This is a genomic window from Kitasatospora sp. NPDC090091, assembly GCF_044747365.1.
GTDB lineage: Bacteria > Actinomycetota > Actinomycetes > Streptomycetales > Streptomycetaceae > Kitasatospora.
This window is the reverse complement of the sequence record NZ_JBIVDY010000029.1, coordinates 19,289-38,991: the sequence shown is the minus strand read 5'-3', so window position 1 is coordinate 38,991 and position 19,703 is coordinate 19,289. Positions and strand designations below refer to the sequence as shown.

The window sequence follows — 19,703 nt, the reverse complement described above, 5'->3', positions numbered from 1 at the left end:
CGCGGGCGTCCGCACAGCAGGGAGGAGACGTTGTGGGGGATTTGGTGATCGGCGCCCGCTCAGGCGCCGGAGAGCCCGAGGGCTCCGGCGGCCGGGCGACCCGGTCGACGGGGTCCGCGGTGCCCTCGTCCGCCGAGGACGCGGCGGCCCAGTCCGCCGACGAACAGGGCAACGGCACGGGTGACGCCCCCGACGGTCTCCGCGACGAGAGCTCCCTGGAGGAGAGTCCGGAGAAGCCGGCGGACAAGGAGCGCAAGCCGCGCTCCTTCTGGAAGGAGCTGCCGATCCTGATCGGCATCGCCCTCGTCCTGGCGCTCGTGATCAAGACCTTCTTCGTCCAGGCGTTCTCCATTCCGTCGGAGTCGATGCAGAACACGCTTCAGGTCGGCGACCGCGTGCTGGTGGACAAGCTGACACCGTGGTTCGGTGCCGAGCCGGAGCGCGGCGAGGTCGTGGTCTTCAAGGACCCGGGCGGCTGGCTGGCCGACGAGCCCACCAAGCAGAGTGGCAACTCCTTCGTCCGCGGCATCCAGGACGTGCTCAGCTTCGTCGGCCTGATGCCCTCCGACAACGAGAAGGACCTGATCAAGCGGGTCATCGCGGTCGGCGGGGACACCGTCGAGTGCGAGGGCGACGGTCCGGTCAAGGTCAACGGGATCGCGCTCAACGAGCCGTACGTCTACCCCGGCAACACGCCCTGTCAGATGAAGGACTTCGGCCCGGTGAAGGTGCCGGAGGGCCGGATCTGGGTGATGGGCGACCACCGCGGCGACTCGCTGGACTCCCGCTTCCACATGGACCAGCCGGGCGGCGGCACCGTCTCGGTGGACGACGTGATCGGCCGCGCGTTCGTGGTGGCCTGGCCGCTGAACCGCTGGGCGACGCTCCCGGTGCCGGAGACCTTCGACCAGAAGGGTCTGGCGGCGGCCGTGCCGCTGGTGCCGCCCACGGCCGGTGCGGTCGGCGCCGTCGCCCTGCTGCCGGTGGCGCGCCGGCTGCGGGACCGCGCGGAGCGCCGGAAGCAGTCCTGACCTCAGCCGGGGCGCCCCGAGGTCTTGCGCGGGCCGTGGTACCGACGAGTAATCTGCTCGGACGTGCCACGGCCCGCCGGGTTCTCCACCTGTGGCCCGGGCACGCCGTGAGCGTTTCCGGTTCGGTCGGGGTTGGACGGTGTCGATGAGCAGTGTCGTGGAAGAGACGGCGGAGCGCCCGGCCGCCGTCACGCGGCCCCGGCGCAGACCGGCAGCGGTCCTCCAGGGCGTACTGATCGGGCTCGGCCTCCTGCTCCTGGTCGGCGGCTTCGCCGTCATGGCCGTGGACTACCGGCCGTACGGCATTCCGACCGGCTCGATGTCCCCCACGCTGAAGTCCGGGGACACCGTGCTGGCACGGGAGGTCGAGGGCTCGGCCGTCGGCCGCGGGGACGTCGTCGTCTTCCGCGACCAGGCCTGGGGCGGCCAGCTCATGGTGAAGCGGGTCGTCGCCGTCGGCGGCGACACGGTGGCCACCACGGGCGACGGCGGGCGGCTGACCGTCAACGGCAAGCCGGTGGAGGAGCCGTACCTGGCGTCGCAGGGCCCGCAGGGCAGCACCTTCAGCGTGGACGTGCCGGCCGGGCGGCTCTTCCTGCTCGGCGACAACCGGCAGGGCTCGCTGGACTCCCGCGTCCACCTGGAGATCGACGGCGGAACCATCGCCGCGAGCGAGGTCGAGGCCCGGGTGGAGGCCACCATCCTGCCGTTCGGGCGGACCGGCCTGTTCGCCCGCACCTCCGCCTTCGACGCGATCGGCGGGGCTAAGGCCGGGGAGCCGGGACCGCTGGAGCCGGCCTTCTACGCCTGCGTCGCGGGTGGAGCGCTGATCGTGCTGATCTCCGCGGCGGGCGGCGTGGCCGGCCTGACCCGCCGGATCCGGCGCCGCCGGGCGGCCTGACCACCTGCGCCACCACGGCGTGCGCGGTCCGCTCGTCCACGTACGAGGCCAGCGGCGCCGCCGCGCCCGCCCGCGCGGCTCTGGCGAACATCGCCCGCGACGGTCGTGGCGGGTGGCAGGATCGGGGGAGCCGTCGCGAGGACCGAGGGGAGGGGGAAGTGCCGCCATGGAGCCGAAACGACGCAGGGCCGCACGGATCCTGCTGCTGGACGCGCAGGACCGCATCCTGCTCTTCCGGGCCTCGGACCCGGCGGTGCCGGAGGTGACCTGGTGGTTCACCCCCGGCGGCGGCCTGGAACCCGGCGAGAGCGTCCGCGATGCGGCGGTGCGCGAGCTCGCGGAGGAGACAGGACTGAGGGGCGTGGAGCTGGGGCCGGTGGTGGCGCACGGCACGGCTTCGTTCTCCTTTCGGGGACAGCGCTACGACCAGGAGCAGTGGTTCCACCTGGCGCGGACCGCGGAGACGGCGCTCGACCACTCCGGCATGGGGACGGACGAGCACGCGGAGCTGCTCGCGGCGCGTTGGTGGACGATCGAGGAGCTCAGGACCACTGCCGAGACGGTCTACCCGGTCGGATTGGCGGACTTCCTGGAGCTCCTGGTGACCGAGGGGCCGCCGGTCACTCCGGTAAGGCTCTGAGGGCAGGTGCGGTGGTCCACAATGGGTGGACGTGACAAGTTGAGGGGACGCCTGGATGAGTGCCGAAGATCTCGAGAAGTACGAGACCGAGATGGAGCTCAAGCTCTACCGGGAGTACCGGGACGTCGTCGGCCTGTTCAAGTACGTGATCGAGACCGAGCGACGTTTCTACCTCACCAACGACTACGAGCTGCAGGTGCACTCGGTCCAGGGCGAGGTCTTCTTCGAGGTGTCGATGGCGGATGCGTGGGTCTGGGACATGTACCGGCCGGCCCGGTTCGTCCGCAAGGTCCGGGTGCTGACCTTCAAGGACGTGAACATCGAGGAGCTCGCGAAGAGCGATCTTGAGCTGCCCTCGGACGACTCCGGGTTCGGGAACTGACGTTGGACCGTCCGGCGCCGGGATGTCCAGGGGAATTTCGGGTATTCCGGGATTCTCACCCCTGCGGGTGACAGAAGTTATCCACAGGCCCGAGTTGTCCACAGGAAAGAACAACCCCCTGGCCCGGCCCCGGGCCGCACGGCAACCTCCCCGGCGGAGGTGGTCACCGTGCAGGACACCAAGCGCAGCACCACACGCACCGCACGCAGCACGCGCACCGCGCGAAAGAAGGCCGAGTCGCCGAAGGCCCGGGCGGACGGGCTCAAGAGCCCGGTCGCACCGGACCCTGACCTGCCCGACCTCGTCCTGCCGGGCCTGGTCGTGCCGGACCCGGGCGGGGCCGGTCCGGACCTGCCGGCCCCGGACCTGCCCGGTGCCCACGAGCACACCGGCGCCCGGGAGCGGCCGGGTGCCCGGGCCCGGCCCGGCGTCCAAGCCCGACCTGGCGCCCAGGCACGGCCGGGCTCCGCAGGGCGCAGCTCGAACAACGGCCTCGGCCGCTACGGGGAGCGTGTCGCCGCCCGCCGGCTGGCCGAGAGCGGGCTCCGGATCCTGGACCGGAACTGGCGCTGCGTCGAGGGCGAGCTCGACATCGTGGCCCTCGACGGGGACACCCTCGCCGTCTGTGAGATGAAGACCCGCTCCGAGCGGGGCTTCCAGCAGCCCAGCGAGGCGATCGACCATGCCAAGGCCGCCCGGCTGCAGCGGCTGGCGGAGCGCTGGATGGCCGAGCGCTGGCCCGGCCACTTCGCCGAGCTCGTCGGGACCGGCCACCGCCCGCCGCCCGCCGATCCACAGTGGCCGCCCGTTCCGCCCGGCGGCGTCCGGATCGACCTCGTGGCCGTCGTCAACCGGACGCGGGGCGCCGCCTCGGTCGACCACCTGCGGGGGGTGGTCTGAGATGGCCTTCGCCCGTACCTGCTCGGTCGCGCTGGTCGGTGTCGACGGCGTGATCGTCGAGGTCCAGGCCGACCTCGAACCGGGAGTCGCCGCATTCGCCCTGGTCGGCCTGCCCGACAAGGCGCTGTCCGAGGCCCGCGACCGGGTGCGCGCGGCCGTCGTCAACAGCGGCGAGGCGTGGCCGCAGCGGAAGCTGACGGTCGGGCTCAGCCCGGCCTCGGTGCCCAAGAGCGGCAGCGGCTTCGACCTCGCCGTCGCCTGTGCGGTGCTCGCGGCCGCCGAACGGCTGGACCCGTCGTCCATCGCCGACCTGCTGATCATCGGTGAACTGGGGCTGGACGGACGGGTGCGTCCGGTGCGCGGGGTGCTCCCCTCGGTGCTGGCCGCGGCGGACGCCGGCTACCAGCGGGTCGTGGTGGCCGAGCAGACCGCAGCCGAGGCGTCCCTCGTCCCCGGGGTCACCGTGATCGGCGTGCGCAGCCTGCGCCAGCTGGTCGCCGTCCTCACCGGAATGCCGGAGCCGGAGGAGCCCCCGGACCCGATCGGCGGCCGCCCCGATCCGTTGATGGCCGGCCTGATGCTGCCCACCGCCGGGGTGCGCGGCCTGCCCGACGACAAGGCGGCCCGACTCGACATGGCCGACGTGGCCGGCCAGTACGAGGCCCGCCAGGCACTGGAGATCGCCGCCGCCGGCGGCCACCACCTCTATCTCAAGGGCCCACCGGGAGCCGGGAAGACCATGCTGGCCGAGCGGCTCCCGGCCCTGCTGCCGCCGCTCACCCAGAAGGAGGCGCTGGAGGTGACCGCCGTGCACTCCGTGGCGGGGCTGCTCCCGGCCGGGCGACCGCTGATCGGCATCCCGCCCTACTGCGCCCCGCACCACTCCACCACCATGCCGGCGATCGTCGGCGGCGGCAGCGGCCTGCCCAGGCCGGGCGCGGTCTCGTTGGCGCACCGCGGGGTGCTCTTCCTCGACGAAGCACCCGAGTTTCCCGTCCGGGTGCTCGACGCGCTGCGCCAGCCGCTGGAGTCGGGCGAGGTGGTGATCGCCCGATCGGCCGGATCGCTCCGGCTCCCGGCCAGGTTCCTGCTCTGCCTGGCGGCCAACCCGTGCCCGTGCGGGCGCCACTCGCGGCGGGGCGAGGGCTGCGAGTGCACCCCGGCGATGGTCAGCCGGTACCAGGGGAGGCTGTCCGGACCGCTGCTCGACCGGGTCGACCTCCAGGTCCAGGTGGCCCCGGTCACCCGGGTCGAACTGATGGAGCGGGACAGCGCGGCGGAGAGCACCGAGACCGTCGCGGCGCGGGTGCTGGCCGCACGGGAGCGCGCGGCGGCCCGGCTGGCGAGCACACCGTGGCGGACCAATGCGGAGGTGCCCGGCCATGAGCTGCGCACCCGCTGGCAGCTCACGCCCGGGGCGCTCAACGACGCCGCACGCCAACTGGAGCGCGGCCTGCTGACCGCCCGCGGCCTGGACCGGGTGCTCCGGGTCGCGTGGACGGTCGCCGACCTCGCCGGACACGACCGGCCGGACCAGTGGGACGTCCGGACGGCCCTGGTGCTGCGCACCGGCGTGGAGCAGGGGATGCCGCTGTCTGAGGGCTCCTTCTCCAGGCTCGGCAAGCTCGGCCGACTGGGCGGAGGTGCACCGCGGGCGGACCAGCCCAGGGCCGAGAAGCGGACGCGGTCCCGTACCCAGCGTTCCGCGTCCGCGTCCGCGGTTTCCGCAGTGGCGTCCGCGGCGATGGCTGACCAGCCGTCCGAAGGCGAAGGGATCGAGGCATGAGCCGGACGTTGAACCTCCCTCAGCACCCCGCCGAGGGCGCGGCGGGTGGCGGGAACGGGGCCGGGGCCGCTGCCGGCCGGGAGACCGAGCGGCGGGCCAGGGCGGTGCTGACCAGGCTCACCGAACCGGGCGACGCCGTGGTGGGCCGCTGGCTCTCCGAGCTGCCCGCCGCGGACGTGGTCCGGACGATCCGGGACGGCACCGTGCCCGACCACCCGGGCCTCGACGCGAGCCGGCTGGCCGCCTACCGGGCCAGACTGGTCGACGTCGATCCGGCCGCCGATCTGGAGCGGGTGCGAACTGCCGGCGGGCGGTTCATCATTCCGGGCGACACCGAGTGGCCGAGTCAGCTGGACGATCTGGGGGACGGGCGTCCCATCGGGCTCTGGGTGGTCGGAACGGGCTCGCTGCGGCTGCTCGCCCTTCGCTCGGTGGCGGTCGTCGGGGCGCGGGCCTGCACCGCGTACGGCGCGCACGTCGCGGGCGAGCTCTCCGCGCAGCTCGCCGAACGCGGGTGGGTGGTGGCGTCCGGCGCGGCGTACGGGATCGACGCCTGCGCGCACCGGGGTGCGTTGGCCGTGGGCGGTATGACCATCGGCGTCCTGGCCTGCGGGGTGGACGTGGCCTACCCCCGCGGCAACACCGAGCTGATCCGGCGGATCGCCGGCCAGGGCCTGCTGGTGAGCGAACTCCCGCCGGGCGAGCACCCGACCAGGTTCCGGTTCGTGCTCCGCAACCGGGTCATCGCCGCCCTCACCCGGGGCACCGTGGTGGTGGAGGCGGCGCTGCGCAGCGGCGCGCTCAGTACGGCCCGACGCGCCCGCGACCTCAACCGGCACACCATGGGCGTCGCGGGCCCGGTGACCTCGGACCTCTCCGCCGGCGTGCACGCCCTGATCCGCAGTGGCGGCGCCGGCCTGGTCACCGACGCGGCCGAGGTGGTCGAGCTGATCGGCGCGATCGGCGACGACCTGGCGCCGCAGCGGAGCGGGCCGGTGTTGCCCAGGGACCTGCTGGAGCCGGCGGTCGCCCGGGTGCTGGAGGCGGTGCCGGCCACGGCGGAGGGCGCACCGGTGGAGCGGTTGGCCCGTCAGTCCGGCCTGCCGCCGGACGAAGTGCTCCACCGGCTCTACGAGTTGGCATCGCTCGGCTTCGTCGAACGGTACGGCGCGCACTGGCGGCTGGTGCGGCGGAGAGGGGGCGGCTGAGCTGCGACGGAAGGCGGCGGGCGGCCCGGCCCGTGCCCCCGTGCCCGGATCCGGTGACACGAACGCCACCGGATCGGGGGACGACCGAGTGGCGGTAGCACAATGCAGTGACTCGGTCACGCTACGCTCGCCATGCCTTCCCTATCAGCACATGACTCGGCAGAACGGCGCAGACCAACGTATGCCCACACACATTCCCGGACACAGAGTGACCGGTGGCGCCCGGTCCTCGGGAGGGCCGCGGACCGAGCGGCGCCCCGTGACCGAGTTCCCGCCCAAGGCGACGGGTGCGATGGGGGCCCTGACGCGGCAGGGCGGTGGCCGGCCGGCCCCGGACGGGGAGCGCGCCGAGCGGCCGGAGGAGCAGGGTGCGCGGGAGGCCACCGGCCAGTCGGCGGCTCCGGGTCAGCCGGTCGCCGCCACCGGGTCACCCGCCGTCCCGGGCCCGGCGGTGGCGACCGGCCCGGTGGCGACCGGCCCGGCGGCGGCGACCGCCGAGACGCCCGCTCCCCGGCGGGGACCGGCCGGTCACGAACGCACGGCGCTGGAAGCGCTCTGGCGCTCCTACAAGGAGACGGGTGATCAGCGGCTGCGGGAGCAGCTGATCCTGCACTACTCCCCGCTCGTCAAGTACGTGGCGGGCCGCGTCGGGGTCGGCCTGCCCTCCAACGTCGAGCAGGCCGACTTCGTCTCCTCCGGCGTCTTCGGGCTGATCGACGCGATCGAGAAGTTCGACATCGACCGGGCCATCAAGTTCGAGACGTACGCCATCAGCCGGATCCGCGGCGCGATCATCGACGAGCTGCGGGCGCTGGACTGGATCCCGCGCTCGGTGCGGCAGAAGGCCAAGGCGGTCGAGCGCACCTACGCGACGCTGGAGGCCCGGCTGCGCCGGACGCCGCACGAGCCCGAGGTCGCGGCGGAGATGGGCATCGCGATCGAGGACCTGCACGCCATCTTCAGCCAGCTCTCGCTCGCCAATGTGGTGGCACTGGACGAACTGCTCCATCCGGTCGGCGGCGACGGGGACCGGCTGAGCCTGATGGACACCCTGGAGGACCACGGCGCGGACAACCCCGTCGAGGTGGCCGAGGACCGGGAGCTGCGCCGGCTGCTCGCCCAGGCCGTCAACACGCTCCCGGAGCGGGAGAAGACGGTGGTGACGCTCTACTACTACGAGGGGCTGACCCTCGCCGAGATCGGCCAGGTCCTCGGGGTGACGGAGAGCCGGGTCAGCCAGATCCACACCAAGTCGGTCCTCCAGCTGCGCGCCAAGCTGTCGGAGGTCCGATAGGCCGGGCGGCGGCACCGGCAACGGCACCGGCACCGCAGGCGGGCCGACGAGTGGTGCGCGTTTCGTGCGGTGCCGTGTCGAGCGGGTGTAGGGCTCCGTAGAGTGGGAGGGTGCCGAAGATCCGTGCGGCCACCTTGGCCGAGCACCGCCAGCTGCAGCGGGCTGCCCTACTCGATGCTGCCCGCAGCCTCCTCGCCGAGGGAGGCATGGAGGCTCTGACCTTTCCCGCGCTCGCGGCGCGCACCGGGCTGGCGCGCTCCTCGGTCTACGAGTACTTCCGCTCCCGTGCCGCCGTGGTCGAGGCGCTGTGCGAGGTCGACTTCCCGCTCTGGGCGGCCGAGATCGAGGCCGGGATGGAGAGCTGCGACTCCGCAGCGGGCCGGATCGAGGCGTACGTCCGGGGTCAGCTCGCACTGGCCGGGGATCCGCGGCACCGGGCGGTGGTGGCGATCTCGGCGCTGGAGCTGGACGAGGCGGCGCGCGAACGCATCCGGGCTGCGCACGGCAAGCTGGTCGGGCTCGTCGTCCAGGCCCTGGAAGACCTCGGGCACGAGGGGCCGCGGCTGGCGGCGGCCCTGCTCCAGGGGATCGTGGAGGCCGCGGTGCGACAGGCCGAGCAGAGCGCCGCGGGCGGCTGCGCCGAGAGCCCCGACGCCATTGCGGACGCGGCCGTCGCCCTCGCCCTGCGCGGTCTCGACCGGCGCTGAGGCGTCGGCGCATCGACGCGGTCGGCGTGCCTCCGGGCCTGCCCGACCGGCCCGCTCCGGGGGGGCCGGTTCAACCGGCGTGGCCGAGCGGGAGCAGCCGCGAGGCGCCGGCGCCGAGCAGGGCCGGCGGGTCGAGGTAGCGGTCGCCGCGCAGCAGGCCCCAATGCAGGCAGTCGTTGCCGCCGCAGTGGCCGGCGCCGGTACCGCCCGCGAGTTGTCCGATCACCTGACCGGCCGCGACCGTCGTGCCCACCGGAAGGGTGCCGGTGACCGGCAGGTAGGTGGTCCGCAGGGGTGGAGTGCCGGAGGCCGGGTGGATGACGGTGACCACTGGTCGACCGGCCACCGGACCGGAGTAGGAGACCACGCCGGGAGCCGCAGCGCGGACGTCCGAGCCGGGTGCGGCGGCCAGGTCGACGCCCCGGTGGCCGGCCGCCCACGGTTTCGGCGGGGCCTTGAACCGGGTGAGCAGGCCCTCCGGCCCGCCCACCGGCCAGGCCCGCCCGGAACCGGCTCCGGCCGTGGACCCGGCAGCGCCGCCGGGCCCCAGCCCCACCGCGCCCGCGCCACCCGCCGAGCTGTCCGGTGCGCCCGAGCCACCCCCGCAGCCCGCCGCGTGACTCGCCGGCCCCGGCGCACCGGCCGGCAGCAACGTCAGAAGCAGTGCCGCGAGCACCACCAGAACCGGCCTTCGAAGCCGACGACGAACCCCAACCCCAACCCCAACCCGGAGCCGGAGCCGAAGCCGGAGCCGGAGCCGGAGCCCAACCCCACCCCCAACCCGACGTCGGAACGGAAGCCGCAGCACAGGAGGCGAACCGGCGCCCCCGACCGCGGCAGTCATGTGGACAGCACTCATACGGTCGAGGCTCCTGCGTGGCCGGCCGCCCCCACCACCCCACCCCCGGTTCCTGTGGACAAACCGGGCCCTGTGGACAAAGGGAATCCCCCGCAGGGCGTCGCCGCCGCCCCCAAAGACGGCCGCCGTCACCCCTGAGGGTGCACAGCGCCCGCGCCGCCCCACCCGCACGCTCACACTGGCCCCCGACCCCCCGCACCGACCCCGCCCCACCTCCGCCCCGCCCCCGCCCCGCCCCCGCCCGACCCCGTTGGAGTCGCCCGGCGCTCGGCGCTTCCCGTACACTTCACACGCGACCCGGTCCGCCGGGTCGACTTCGCACGCCCCGCCACCGGTGGACGGATGCGGCTCGGCCGCCGCCCCCGCCAGGTGCGAGTGCCGCTCGGTCCGCCGAGCCCGACCGGTCCCCGGACCGCCCGGGTGGAAGCGGCTCGGCACGTTCGGGGCGTCAGGCGTGGCTGTCACCTGGCTGCCACGGACAAAACCGAGCCTGACCCGGCCGTTCGCAGACGCCCGAGCGGGAGCGCCACCGTGCGCACCGTGACGACGACTGCGCGAGATCCGGGCGCAACACCTGAGGAGCACGGCTATGGCCGTCGTCACGATGCGGGAGCTGCTGGAGAGCGGCGTCCACTTCGGTCACCAGACCCGCCGCTGGAACCCGAAGATGAAGCGCTTCATCATCACCGAGCGCAACGGCATCTACATCATCGACCTCCTGCAGTCGCTGAACTACATCGACCGCGCCTTCGAGTTCATCAAGGAGACCGTTGCCCACGGCGGCAGCGTCCTCTTCGTCGGCACGAAGAAGCAGGCCCAGGAGGCCATCGCCGAGCAGGCCACCCGCGTGGGCATGCCCTACGTGAACCAGCGCTGGCTCGGCGGCATGCTGACCAACTTCTCGACCGTCTACAAGCGCCTGCAGCGCCTCAAGGAGCTCGGCGAGCTGGACTTCTCGGACGTGGCCGGTTCCGGCCTCACCAAGAAGGAGCTCCTGGTCCTGCAGCGCGAGCACGACAAGCTGGAGAAGACCCTCGGCGGTATCCGCGACATGCAGCGCGTTCCCAGCGCTGTCTGGATCGTGGACACCAAGAAGGAGCACATCGCGGTCGGCGAGGCCCGGAAGCTCAACATCCCGGTCGTCGCCATCCTCGACACCAACTGTGACCCCGACGAGGTCGACTACAAGATCCCGGGCAACGACGACGCGATCCGCTCCGTCACCCTGCTGACCCGTGTGATCGCCGACGCCGTCGCCGAGGGCCTCAAGGCCCGTGCGGGTGTCGCCAAGGGCGACGCGAAGGCCGAGCCGGGCGCCGACCAGCCGCTGGCCGACTGGGAGAAGGACCTCCTGGAGGGCGAGAAGAAGGCTGAGGAGGCTCCCGCCGCCGAGGCCCCCGCCGCCGACGAGGCCCCCGCTGCCGAGGCTCCGGCCGAGCAGGCCTGACGTACCAAGGGTGAGGGGCGCCCGCCGGTGCGACACCGGTAGGTGCCCCTCTCTCCCGCGCCGGGACCGAACCAGCGGTCCCGGCGCAACCCCACGCAGACACGCGAGACGCGAGAAGAGATTCACACCATGGCGAACTTCACCGCCGCGGACGTCAAGAAGCTCCGTGAGCTCACCGGCGCCGGCATGATGGACTGCAAGAAGGCCCTGGACGAGGCCGAGGGCGACGTCCAGAAGGCCGTCGAGCTCCTGCGCATCAAGGGCCAGAAGGGCGTTGCCAAGCGCGAGGGCCGCGACGCCTCCAACGGCGCCGTTGCCGCCCTGATCGCCGAGGACAAGAAGTCCGGCGTTCTGGTCGAGCTGAACTGCGAGACCGACTTCGTCGCCAAGGGTGACAACTTCGTCAAGGTCGCCGACGCGATCGCCGCGCACGTCGCGAAGACCGCCCCGGCCGACCTGGACGCCGCCCTGGCTTCCGAGATCGAGGCCGGCAAGACCGTCCAGCAGTTCGTGGACGAGGCCAACGCGACCCTGGGCGAGAAGATCGTCTTCCGTCGCTTCGCCCAGTTCGACGGTGACGGCTTCGTCGCGGTCTACCTGCACAAGACCAGCCCCGACCTGCCGCCGGCCGTCGGCGTCCTGGTCGAGCTGGACAAGGAGAACGCCGAGGTCGCCAAGGACGTCGCGCAGCACATCGCCGCCTTCGCCCCGAAGTACCTGTCCCGCGAGGACATCCCGGCCGAGGACATCGAGAACGAGCGCCGCGTCGCCGAGGCCACCGCTCGCGAGGAGGGCAAGCCCGAGGCCGCCCTGCCGAAGATCGTCGAGGGTCGCGTCACCGGCTTCGTGAAGGAGAACTCCGTCCTGGAGCAGGCCTTCGCCAAGGACAACAAGAAGTCCGTCGCCAAGGTCCTCGAGGAGAACGGCGTCGCCCTCAAGCGCTTCGCCCGCTTCCGCGTCGGCGCCTGAGCCACGTTCCACCGGACTCCCGGCGCGCTTAGGCTGGGAACCGCCCCCGCCCGCTGACCAGGGCGGGAGGGACGCCGAACGGGCTCGCCCAGCGTCATCCGTCTGAGGGCGGGCCGCGTCGGCACCATGAACGACGAGGAGGCCATTGCCGTGCAGGACACCGTACCGGTTCCCGCGGCAGTGGCCTCCTCGCGTGTACGCGCAGGCCGGGGGACCCACACACCCGCGCCTGTGAACCAGTAGGTGTAGAAGGAGAAGTCCATGCAGGAGACGCAGGAGACCGCGCTGGACCCGCAGGCCGGCTCGCGCCGCCGGGTGCTGCTGAAGCTGTCCGGTGAGGCCTTCGCCGGTGGCGGCGGACTCGGCGTCGACCCGGACGTCGTGCACGCGATCGCTCGCGAGATCGCCACGGTCGTCCGCGCCGGTACCGAGGTAGCCGTGGTCATCGGCGGCGGCAACTTCTTCCGCGGCGCGGAACTGCAGGTCCGCGGCATGGACCGGGCCCGCTCCGACTACATGGGCATGCTCGGCACCGTGATGAACTGCCTCGCCCTCCAGGACTTCCTGGTCAAGGAAGGCATCGAGACCCGCGTCCAGACCGCCATCACCATGGGCCAGGTCGCCGAGCCCTACCTGCCCCTGCGCGCCGTCCGGCACCTGGAGAAGGGCCGCGTGGTGATCTTCGGCGCCGGTATGGGCATGCCGTACTTCTCCACCGACACCACGGCGGTCCAGCGTGCGCTGGAGATCCACGCCGACGTCCTGCTGATGGGCAAGAACGGCGTGGACGGCGTCTACGACTCCGACCCCCGGACCAACCCGGACGCGGTCAAGTTCGACGCGCTGGAGTACTCCGAGGTCATCGCGCGCGACCTCAAGGTCGCCGACCTCACCGCGATCACGCTCTGCAAGGACAACAACCTCCCGATGCTGGTCTTCGAGCTGCTGGCCGAGGGCAATATCGCGCGGGCGGTGAAGAGTGAGAAGATCGGCACACTCATCAGCCAGGATTCTGTCCGGGCCTGAGCAGCACACAGCCGTACGGGGCGGCGTCGGCACCGCGGTCGCCGGTCTCCACACCGCGACCGGCGTCGACGCCGCCACCGGTCGGGACAACAGCAGATGAACCGGACAGGGAGTACACAGTGATCGAAGAGACCCTCCTCGAGGCCGAGGAGAAGATGGAGAAGGCCGTCAACGTCGCCAAGGACGACCTGGCCGCCATCCGCACCGGCCGCGCCCACCCGGCGATGTTCGCCAAGATCGTGGCCGAGTACTACGGCGCCGTGACGCCGATCAACCAGCTGGCCTCCTTCTCCGTGCCGGAGCCGCGGATGGCGGTCGTCTCGCCGTTCGACAAGACCGCGCTGAAGGCCATCGAGCAGGCGATCCGCGACTCCGACCTGGGCGTCAACCCGTCCAACGACGGTTCCATCATCCGGGTGGTGCTCCCCGAGCTCACCGAGGAGCGCCGCCGCGAGTACATCAAGCTCGCCCGCAGCAAGGGTGAGGACGCCAAGGTCTCGATCCGCGCCGTGCGCCGCAAGGCCAAGGACGCCATCGACAAGCTGGTCAAGGACGGCGAGGTCGGCGAGGACGACGGCCGCCGCGCGGAGAAGGAGCTCGACGACACCACGGCCAAGTACGTGGCGACCGTCGACGAGCTGCTGAAGCACAAGGAAGCCGAGCTGCTCGAAGTCTGATGAACGATGCCCCTGACGCCCCTGGCTACTGGGGCCCATCCGACCAGCAGTACCAGCCGTACCGCCCGTACCAGCCCGCAGCGGAGCCGGGTGTTCCCGGCGCCGCTGCGGGTGACCCCGGCCACCGAACGGGTCACTCGCAGCAGCCTCCGGTGTACTGGGGCGGTGACGCGGAGCAGACTCAGGTCATGCCTCCGGTACCGGCCGATCCCGGGCCCGACCCCGCCGAGGGGCCGGCCCGGGAGGCCGGGCGGCTGAGCGGCCCGCTGTTCCGGGACGAGCAGCCCGCGGCGGCGGTGCCGGGTGCGGCGGAGACGGTCGTGCTGCGCGCAATCGCCGACGACGCCGCGCCCACCCCCGGTCCCGGTGGTCAGCCGTACCCGGGGGCGTCGGCGTATCCCGCGCCGCCGCAGAACCACCCGGCGGCGGGGCAGCCCCACCCCGTGCCGTCGTTCCACCCAGGGCAGGAGACACCCGTGGCCCAGCCCGACCCGCAGCCGCAGCAGCAGCGCAAGCAGCGCGGCGGTCGCAACCTCCAGGCCGCGATAGGCGTCGGGGTCGGCCTCGGCGCGGTGATCATCGCCGCGCTGTTCGTCGTCAAGGCGCTGTTCCTGGTCGTGGTGATGGCGGCGGTCTCGGTCGGCATCTGGGAGCTGACCAGCCGGCTGTCCGAGCGCAAGGAGATCAAGGCACCGCTGGTCCCGCTGGTCGCGGGCGGCATCGCCATGATCGCCACCGGCTACTGGTCCGGGGTGCAGTGGGCGGCGGCCTCACTGGCGCTGACCGGGCTGGCGGTGATGGTCTGGCGGATGGCCGAGCCGCCGGAGAACTACCTGCGGGACATAACGGCGGGCGTGTTCACCGCCTTCTACGTGCCGTTCCTGGCCACCTTCGTCGCGATGATGCTGGCGGCGGACGACGGCGCGCAGCGCATCGTGCTCTTCCTGATCGTCACGATCTGCAGCGACACCGGCGCCTACGCCGTCGGCTACAAGTTCGGCAAGACCAAGCTGGCGCCCACGATCAGCCCGGGCAAGACCCGCGAGGGCCTGGCCGGCGGCATCGCGCTGTCGATGCTGGCGGGCGCGCTGCTGATGCAGCTGATCATCGACGACGGCAGCTGGTGGCAGGGTCTGATCCTGGGCGGCTGCGCGGCGGTCACCGCGACCCTGGGCGACCTGGGCGAGTCGATGATCAAGCGCGACCTCGGCATCAAGGACATGGGCACGCTGCTGCCCGGCCACGGCGGGATCATGGACCGGCTGGACTCGCTCCTGCCGACCGCCCCGGTGGTCTGGCTGCTGCTGGCGGCCTTCGTCGGCAGCTAGGCCTTGTCCGGCCGAGTCCGGACAGCACCCACGGCCTGCCCGGCCGCACACCCGGCCGTCAGGGCCCCGGACGCTCAGGCGCCCGGGGCCCTCACGCTTGTCCGGCGAGTCGATCACCTGGAAGGTGTCCTCCACACAGCCCGGATGCGGCCGGGAGTAGGGCCAATTCCGGTCTCGGAGTATCGAGGTACTGGCCACAGCTGGACATACCGCTCCTGAGTCGCTCGTTATCGCTCGCAAGCAACCCCATCGCCGTCGCGGTCGAGCGCAGAACTGTAGCCAGGATCTCCGCGATGGAGTGGTGCAGCGCCTGCGGCCTTTGCCGCATCGCAGTTCTTGAAGTGGACGGACGCAGGGGCGCTGGTGGTCTTGGGCTCCGGGGCGGCCGTTTTGGCGGTCGGCGCTGCGACGGGCGGTGTGGTCGGCGCTGCGACGGGCGGTTGGGTCTCGACGACGGGAGGCGTCGTCGGCGTCGGCGTCGGGATCGAGGACTCCGGCGTGGAAGTCGGTGAGGGAGTTGCTGTGGGCGTAGGGCTGGGTGCCGAGCTACTGCTGAGGGTCGGTGTCGGGCTGCTGGATGACGTGACCGTGGTGGCCGCCGGTGCCGGAGTTGCCTTCTTCTCATTCGGACCGACGATCACCCCAAGCCAGAAGAGCGACATGAACAGACACCACACCGTCAGCAGTACCTTCGCGGCCATGCGCAAGCGGCGCGAGCGCCACGCCATGACGGCGGCGGCCGGGGGCAGGAAGACCAGCAGGAGAATTCGCAGCAGCCGGTTCTTCCCGCTTCGCGGGGCCGGGTGGGCTGGCGGGGCGTTGTACGGATTCACGGGGCCGATCCTTGATCTACTACGGACGTGACGGCCGAATCATGGCGCATCGACAGTGCATGATCGCCAAGTGTGTTGAATTCGTAACCAAACAGGGATGATGGGTGTGTGACTGGTGACGTCGTACGGCGTGCGGATGACGCCCGTCCGTGATGCTGGGGTGGCGACTACCGGGGCCGTCTGTGGGCCGTGGAAGGCTGGCCAACGATGACAAGCGACGGCCAACCGGGACCGCTTCGACCCAAGTAGGAGGCGGGTCCGCTTCGCCGGTCTGCGACACTGGAACAACCATGCCTAAGCCCGGAGAACTCACGTTTGTCGCGCCGCGCGGCGCCAAGCCCCCGCGACACCTCGCCGACCTCAGCCCCGCCGAGCGCAAGGAGGCCGTCGCCGAGCTGGGCGAGCAGCCGTTCCGCGCGAAGCAGCTCTCCAACCACTACTTCGGCCGGATGTCGAACGACCCGGCGAGCTGGACGGACATCCCCGCCGCCAGCCGGGAGAAGCTCACCGGGAGCCTGCTGCCCGAGCTGATGTCGGTGGTCCGGCACGTCTCGTGCGACGACGACACCACCCGCAAGACGCTCTGGAAGCTGTTCGACGGCACGCTCGTCGAGTCGGTGCTGATGCGTTACCCGGACCGGGTCACCATGTGCATCAGCTCGCAGGCCGGCTGCGGGATGAACTGCCCGTTCTGTGCGACCGGCCAGGCCGGTCTGACCCGCAACCTCTCCACCGCCGAGATCGTCGAGCAGATCGCCGCCGGCATGCGGGCGCTCAAGGGCGGTGAGATCCCGGGCGGCGAGGCCCGGCTCTCCAACGTGGTCTTCATGGGCATGGGCGAGCCGCTGGCCAACTACAACCGGGTGCTGGCCGCGATCCGCCGGCTGACCGACCCGGCGCCGGACGGCTTCGGCCTCTCCCAGCGCGGCATCACCGTCTCGACGGTCGGCCTCGTTCCCGCGATGAACCGGCTGGCGGACGAGGGGCTCTCCTGCCGCCTCGCGCTCTCGCTGCACGCGCCGGACGACGAGCTGCGCGACGAGCTGGTGCCGGTGAACACCCGGTGGAAGGTCGCCGAGGTGCTCGACGCGGCGTGGAACTACGCGGAGAAGTCCGGCCGCCGGATCTCCATCGAGTACGCGCTGATCAAGGACATCAACGACCAGGCGTGGCGGGCGGACCTGCTCGGCCGGCTGATCAAGAACCACCGGGTGCACGTCAACCTGATCCCGCTGAACCCGACCCCGGGTTCGAAGTGGACGGCCTCCCGGCCCGAGGACGAGCGCGAGTTCGTCCGCCGGCTGCAGGCGCACGGCGTGCCGACCACCGTCCGGGACACCCGGGGCCAGGAGATCGACGGGGCCTGCGGTCAGCTCGCCGCGGCCGGCTGAGCCGATCGCGCTGCACCAGGGAGTGTGCCCTGCTGGACCAGGGCTACGAGGCCGCCACGCCCCGGCGTGGCGGCCTCAGTGCAGCCCGGCGGCCGCCAGGCCTGCGGTCAGCCCGCCGGTGACCAGCAGCACGGTCCCGACGGCCAGCACCCGCAGCGCGACCGCCCCGACCAGCAGCCTGGGCGCGGCGCCGAGCCGCAGCAGCGCCTCGGCGACGTCCTGGCGGTCGGTGCGCAGCTCGGCGAGCCGGGAGACCACCGCGGCCGCCGTGCATCCGAGCACCAGCCCGGCCTCGACGGCGGGCAGGGCGTCGGCGCTGCCGGGCTCGCCGATCCAGTAGCGGATGGTGGTGAGCACCAGTGCGAGGGCCAGGGCGAGGACGGCCAGCGGCGGGCCGAGCCGGCGGGCCTGGGCGGTCAGGGCCCGCCCGGCGAGCAGCCGCAGCGGGGTCGGCCGGCCGAGCGCGAGCAGCCGCCCGGCCCAGGAGAGCAGCGGGCCGGTCAGCATCGCGAGGCCGAGGGCGCACGCCGTCCAGCCGCCGAGGGCGGCCACGCTGGTCGTGCCGAGTCCGGCCGGCAGGCGGATCGGGCGGCCGTCGACGGCGGCGCCGGTGCGCAGGGAGATCAGTTCCAGGGCGAGGCCGCTCACGGCCAGGCCGACCGGCAGGGCGATCCGCAGCACACCGAAGCCGGTCCGGGTGGGCCGGCGGCGGCCGGGCAGGGTCTCGGCGAGCGGGACGGCCGCGGCGGCGGCGATGCCGGCGGTGAACGGCACCAGGGCGAGCAGCGTGACGGGCGCGGCGGCCGGCAGCGCGACGCCCATGCCGAGCTCGGGGGCGAGCGAGGGGCCGGCGATGTCGTTGCGCAGGACCAGGAAGAGCAGCAGGGTGAGCGCCGAGCCGAGGGTGCAGGCGAGCGCGACCTCGCCGGCGATCAGGGCGCGGATCCGGGCCGCGCCGGCCCCGGCGGCGGTGAGGCCGGTGATCCGCTCGGGCCGCCGGGCGGGCACCGCGCGGGCGGCGACGGCGGCGAACCAGGCGACCGCGGCCAGTGGCGGCAGGCACCAGAGCAGGCGCGCCAGGGCGGCGGTGCCGCCGGCCGGGTCGCTCATCGCCCGGCCGAGGGCGCGCAGCAGGAAGGCGGCGACCACCGCGCCGGCCAGCGCGGTCAGCAGCCAGCGGCCGAGGTCGAGCACCCGGTAGCCCCGGGCCAGGCGGAGATAGAACACGTCGACTCTTTCAGCGGCGGGGCGGCGTCAGCGGCGCGTCGCCGACACGGCGGACGCTCCGGCGGCACCCGGCGAAGCGGCATCCGGCGAGGCGGCATCCGAAGAAGCGCTCCCCGACGGGGCAGCACCCGGCGAGGCGGTCCCCGGCGCGGCGGCCGTGGAAGCCCCCGGCGCCCCGGCGGTGTGGCGCCGGACGGGCGCGGCGGGCGCGGCGAGCCGCCCGTCGACGAGGGCGACGGAGCGGTCCGCGTACCGGACGAGCTCGGGGTCGTGGGTCGCCAGGACGAGGGTGAGCTGGTGCGAGCGTGCCGCGCTGGTGAGTATCCGCAGCACCTGGTCGGCGGCCTCGCGGTGCAGCGGGGCGGTGGGGTCGTCGGCGAAGACGACCGGCGGCAGCGGGGCGAGCGCGCGGGCGACGGCGATCCGCTGGCGCTGGCTCTGGACCAGCCGGTCGGGCCGGATCCGGCCGATCTCGCCGACGTCGAGGCGCTCCAGCCAATCGTCGGCCGCGGTGTAGGCGGCCTTGTTGCCGGCGCCGGCGAGCAGCAGCGGCAGGGCGACGTTCTCGCGGGCCGTCAGCTCGGGCACCAGCTGCGGCTCGGAGCCGACGAAGCCGAAGCGGTCGCGGCGCAGCCGCTCGCGCCCGGCCCGGCCGAGGGTGTGCACCGGGGCGCTGTTGAACCAGACCTCGCCGTCGTCGACCGGGAGGAGGGCGGAGAGGCAGCCGAGCAGTGTGCTCTTGCCGGAGCCGCGCGGTCCGGTGACGGCCAGGACCTCGCCCTCCCGGATGCCGAGCGAGATTCCGCGCAGGGCGGGGGTGCCGTGATGGGACTTGACGATCCCCCGGGCCCACAGCACGTCGTTGTCAGGCGGGGCCGCTGACATGAGGTTCCATCCTGGGTGGCCGCAGGGATATGACAGTCGTCAGATTAGAACGATCGGACCCTGGCGCGGTTGCGGCGCACTGGTCCATCAAGGGCAAATCACCCGCAATCAGGCGTGTTTGGTGCGGGCGATCGGCCGAAAACACCGAAGGACGGCCCCGCGGGAGGCGGGACCGCCCTTCGGCGGAGGGTGGGGAAGAAGGATCTAGGGGA

19 protein-coding genes and 1 pseudogene are annotated in these 19,703 nt (G+C 72.8%); 16 read left to right on the top strand and 4 right to left on the bottom strand.

Annotated elements, in window-relative coordinates; all coding sequences use genetic code 11:
- Positions 1 to 32: 32 nt before the first annotated feature.
- The 9 genes from lepB (ACIPSC_RS34440) (at position 33) to ACIPSC_RS34400 (ending at position 8,849) form a co-directional block, all read left to right on the top strand.
- The gene (lepB, locus tag ACIPSC_RS34440; protein ID WP_400832316.1) at positions 33 to 1,031 is read left to right on the top strand and encodes a signal peptidase I; all 999 of its coding nucleotides are present in this window, start codon (positions 33 to 35) and stop codon (positions 1,029 to 1,031) included.
- A 145-nt stretch (positions 1,032 to 1,176) separates the two neighbouring features.
- Entirely contained in the window at positions 1,177 to 1,932 is a 756-nt protein-coding gene (gene lepB / locus ACIPSC_RS34435; protein ID WP_400832314.1) for a signal peptidase I, read from the top strand.
- 166 nt (positions 1,933 to 2,098) lie between these two features.
- Positions 2,099 to 2,572: an NUDIX hydrolase gene (locus tag ACIPSC_RS34430; RefSeq protein WP_400832312.1), complete on the top strand. Its 474-nt coding sequence runs from the start codon at positions 2,099 to 2,101 to the stop codon at positions 2,570 to 2,572.
- A 55-nt stretch (positions 2,573 to 2,627) separates the two neighbouring features.
- Positions 2,628 to 2,954, top strand: a complete 327-nt coding sequence (locus ACIPSC_RS34425) for a DUF2469 domain-containing protein (RefSeq protein WP_148642766.1) — start codon at positions 2,628 to 2,630, stop codon at positions 2,952 to 2,954.
- Positions 2,955 to 3,482: 528 nt separating this feature from the next.
- Positions 3,483 to 3,854, top strand: a complete 372-nt coding sequence (locus tag ACIPSC_RS34420) for a YraN family protein (RefSeq protein ID WP_400832481.1) — start codon at positions 3,483 to 3,485, stop codon at positions 3,852 to 3,854.
- A 1-nt stretch (position 3,855) separates the two neighbouring features.
- Entirely contained in the window at positions 3,856 to 5,640 is a 1,785-nt protein-coding gene (locus ACIPSC_RS34415; protein ID WP_400832307.1) for a YifB family Mg chelatase-like AAA ATPase, read from the top strand.
- A complete protein-coding gene (gene dprA, locus ACIPSC_RS34410; protein WP_400832302.1) occupies positions 5,637 to 6,848 on the top strand; it encodes a DNA-processing protein DprA in 1,212 nt (403 codons plus the stop codon). Before ACIPSC_RS34415 ends, dprA begins: the two co-directional genes overlap by 4 nt.
- A gap of 292 nt (positions 6,849 to 7,140) precedes the next feature.
- Entirely contained in the window at positions 7,141 to 8,142 is a 1,002-nt protein-coding gene (whiG, locus tag ACIPSC_RS34405; RefSeq protein WP_400832299.1) for an RNA polymerase sigma factor WhiG, read from the top strand.
- Positions 8,143 to 8,276: 134 nt separating this feature from the next.
- Entirely contained in the window at positions 8,277 to 8,849 is a 573-nt protein-coding gene (locus tag ACIPSC_RS34400; RefSeq protein ID WP_400832479.1) for a TetR/AcrR family transcriptional regulator, read from the top strand.
- A 70-nt stretch (positions 8,850 to 8,919) separates the two neighbouring features.
- Here ACIPSC_RS34400 and ACIPSC_RS34395 read toward each other — a convergent pair whose 3' ends face one another.
- Positions 8,920 to 9,339, bottom strand: a complete 420-nt coding sequence (locus ACIPSC_RS34395) for a peptidoglycan DD-metalloendopeptidase family protein (protein WP_400832297.1) — start codon at positions 9,337 to 9,339, stop codon at positions 8,920 to 8,922.
- A 958-nt stretch (positions 9,340 to 10,297) separates the two neighbouring features.
- Here ACIPSC_RS34395 and rpsB point away from each other — a divergent pair.
- From rpsB to ACIPSC_RS34370, 5 genes are all read left to right on the top strand, one after another.
- Entirely contained in the window at positions 10,298 to 11,155 is an 858-nt protein-coding gene (rpsB, locus tag ACIPSC_RS34390) for a 30S ribosomal protein S2 (protein WP_400832293.1), read from the top strand.
- Positions 11,156 to 11,284: 129 nt separating this feature from the next.
- Positions 11,285 to 12,124, top strand: coding sequence for a translation elongation factor Ts (gene tsf / locus ACIPSC_RS34385; protein WP_400832290.1), 840 nt, complete (start codon positions 11,285 to 11,287; stop codon positions 12,122 to 12,124).
- Between the two features lie 261 nt (positions 12,125 to 12,385).
- Entirely contained in the window at positions 12,386 to 13,150 is a 765-nt protein-coding gene (gene pyrH / locus ACIPSC_RS34380) for a UMP kinase (protein WP_238864016.1), read from the top strand.
- Positions 13,151 to 13,269: 119 nt separating this feature from the next.
- Entirely contained in the window at positions 13,270 to 13,827 is a 558-nt protein-coding gene (gene frr, locus ACIPSC_RS34375) for a ribosome recycling factor (protein WP_238864015.1), read from the top strand.
- Entirely contained in the window at positions 13,827 to 15,155 is a 1,329-nt protein-coding gene (locus tag ACIPSC_RS34370) for a phosphatidate cytidylyltransferase (RefSeq protein ID WP_400832284.1), read from the top strand. The genes frr and ACIPSC_RS34370 overlap by 1 nt, the downstream gene beginning before the upstream one ends.
- Before the next feature lie 227 nt (positions 15,156 to 15,382).
- Here ACIPSC_RS34370 and ACIPSC_RS34365 read toward each other — a convergent pair.
- Positions 15,383 to 15,445: pseudogene (locus ACIPSC_RS34365) on the bottom strand (excalibur calcium-binding domain-containing protein); the annotation flags it as partial.
- A gap of 46 nt (positions 15,446 to 15,491) precedes the next feature.
- Between ACIPSC_RS34365 and ACIPSC_RS34360 the strand changes: the two are divergent.
- Both ACIPSC_RS34360 and rlmN read left to right on the top strand, forming a co-directional pair.
- Positions 15,492 to 16,019: a hypothetical protein gene (locus ACIPSC_RS34360; RefSeq protein ID WP_400832497.1), complete on the top strand. Its 528-nt coding sequence runs from the start codon at positions 15,492 to 15,494 to the stop codon at positions 16,017 to 16,019.
- A 259-nt stretch (positions 16,020 to 16,278) separates the two neighbouring features.
- Positions 16,279 to 17,379 carry a 23S rRNA (adenine(2503)-C(2))-methyltransferase RlmN gene (gene rlmN, locus ACIPSC_RS34355; protein WP_400832280.1) on the top strand — a complete coding sequence of 367 codons (1,101 nt, stop codon included), beginning with the start codon at positions 16,279 to 16,281 and terminating at the stop codon, positions 17,377 to 17,379.
- 75 nt (positions 17,380 to 17,454) lie between these two features.
- Here the strand turns inward: rlmN and ACIPSC_RS34350 are convergent, their stop codons facing one another.
- Together ACIPSC_RS34350 and ACIPSC_RS34345 are read right to left on the bottom strand one after the other, a co-directional pair.
- Positions 17,455 to 18,606 (bottom strand): hypothetical protein, encoded by a 1,152-nt coding sequence (locus ACIPSC_RS34350; RefSeq protein ID WP_400832277.1) that lies wholly within the window; start codon positions 18,604 to 18,606, stop codon positions 17,455 to 17,457.
- A 27-nt stretch (positions 18,607 to 18,633) separates the two neighbouring features.
- The gene (locus tag ACIPSC_RS34345; RefSeq protein WP_400832273.1) at positions 18,634 to 19,491 is read right to left on the bottom strand and encodes an ABC transporter ATP-binding protein; all 858 of its coding nucleotides are present in this window, start codon (positions 19,489 to 19,491) and stop codon (positions 18,634 to 18,636) included.
- Positions 19,492 to 19,703 lie beyond the last annotated feature (212 nt).

Bases quoted from the DNA above. Each gene is read 5' to 3' on its own strand.
- lepB (WP_400832314.1), top strand. From the start codon at position 1,177: ATGAGCAGTGTCGTGGAAGAGACGGCGGAGCGCCCGGCCGCCGTCACG.
- ACIPSC_RS34430 (WP_400832312.1), top strand. From the start codon at position 2,099: ATGGAGCCGAAACGACGCAGGGCCGCACGGATCCTGCTGCTGGACGCG.
- ACIPSC_RS34425 (WP_148642766.1), top strand. From the start codon at position 2,628: ATGAGTGCCGAAGATCTCGAGAAGTACGAGACCGAGATGGAGCTCAAG.
- ACIPSC_RS34415 (WP_400832307.1), top strand. From the start codon at position 3,856: ATGGCCTTCGCCCGTACCTGCTCGGTCGCGCTGGTCGGTGTCGACGGC.
- dprA (WP_400832302.1), top strand. From the start codon at position 5,637: ATGAGCCGGACGTTGAACCTCCCTCAGCACCCCGCCGAGGGCGCGGCG.
- whiG (WP_400832299.1), top strand. From the start codon at position 7,141: ATGGGGGCCCTGACGCGGCAGGGCGGTGGCCGGCCGGCCCCGGACGGG.
- rpsB (WP_400832293.1), top strand. From the start codon at position 10,298: ATGGCCGTCGTCACGATGCGGGAGCTGCTGGAGAGCGGCGTCCACTTC.
- tsf (WP_400832290.1), top strand. From the start codon at position 11,285: ATGGCGAACTTCACCGCCGCGGACGTCAAGAAGCTCCGTGAGCTCACC.
- pyrH (WP_238864016.1), top strand. From the start codon at position 12,386: ATGCAGGAGACGCAGGAGACCGCGCTGGACCCGCAGGCCGGCTCGCGC.
- ACIPSC_RS34370 (WP_400832284.1), top strand. From the start codon at position 13,827: ATGAACGATGCCCCTGACGCCCCTGGCTACTGGGGCCCATCCGACCAG.
- rlmN (WP_400832280.1), top strand. From the start codon at position 16,279: ATGCCTAAGCCCGGAGAACTCACGTTTGTCGCGCCGCGCGGCGCCAAG.
- ACIPSC_RS34345 (WP_400832273.1), bottom strand. From the start codon at position 19,491: ATGTCAGCGGCCCCGCCTGACAACGACGTGCTGTGGGCCCGGGGGATC.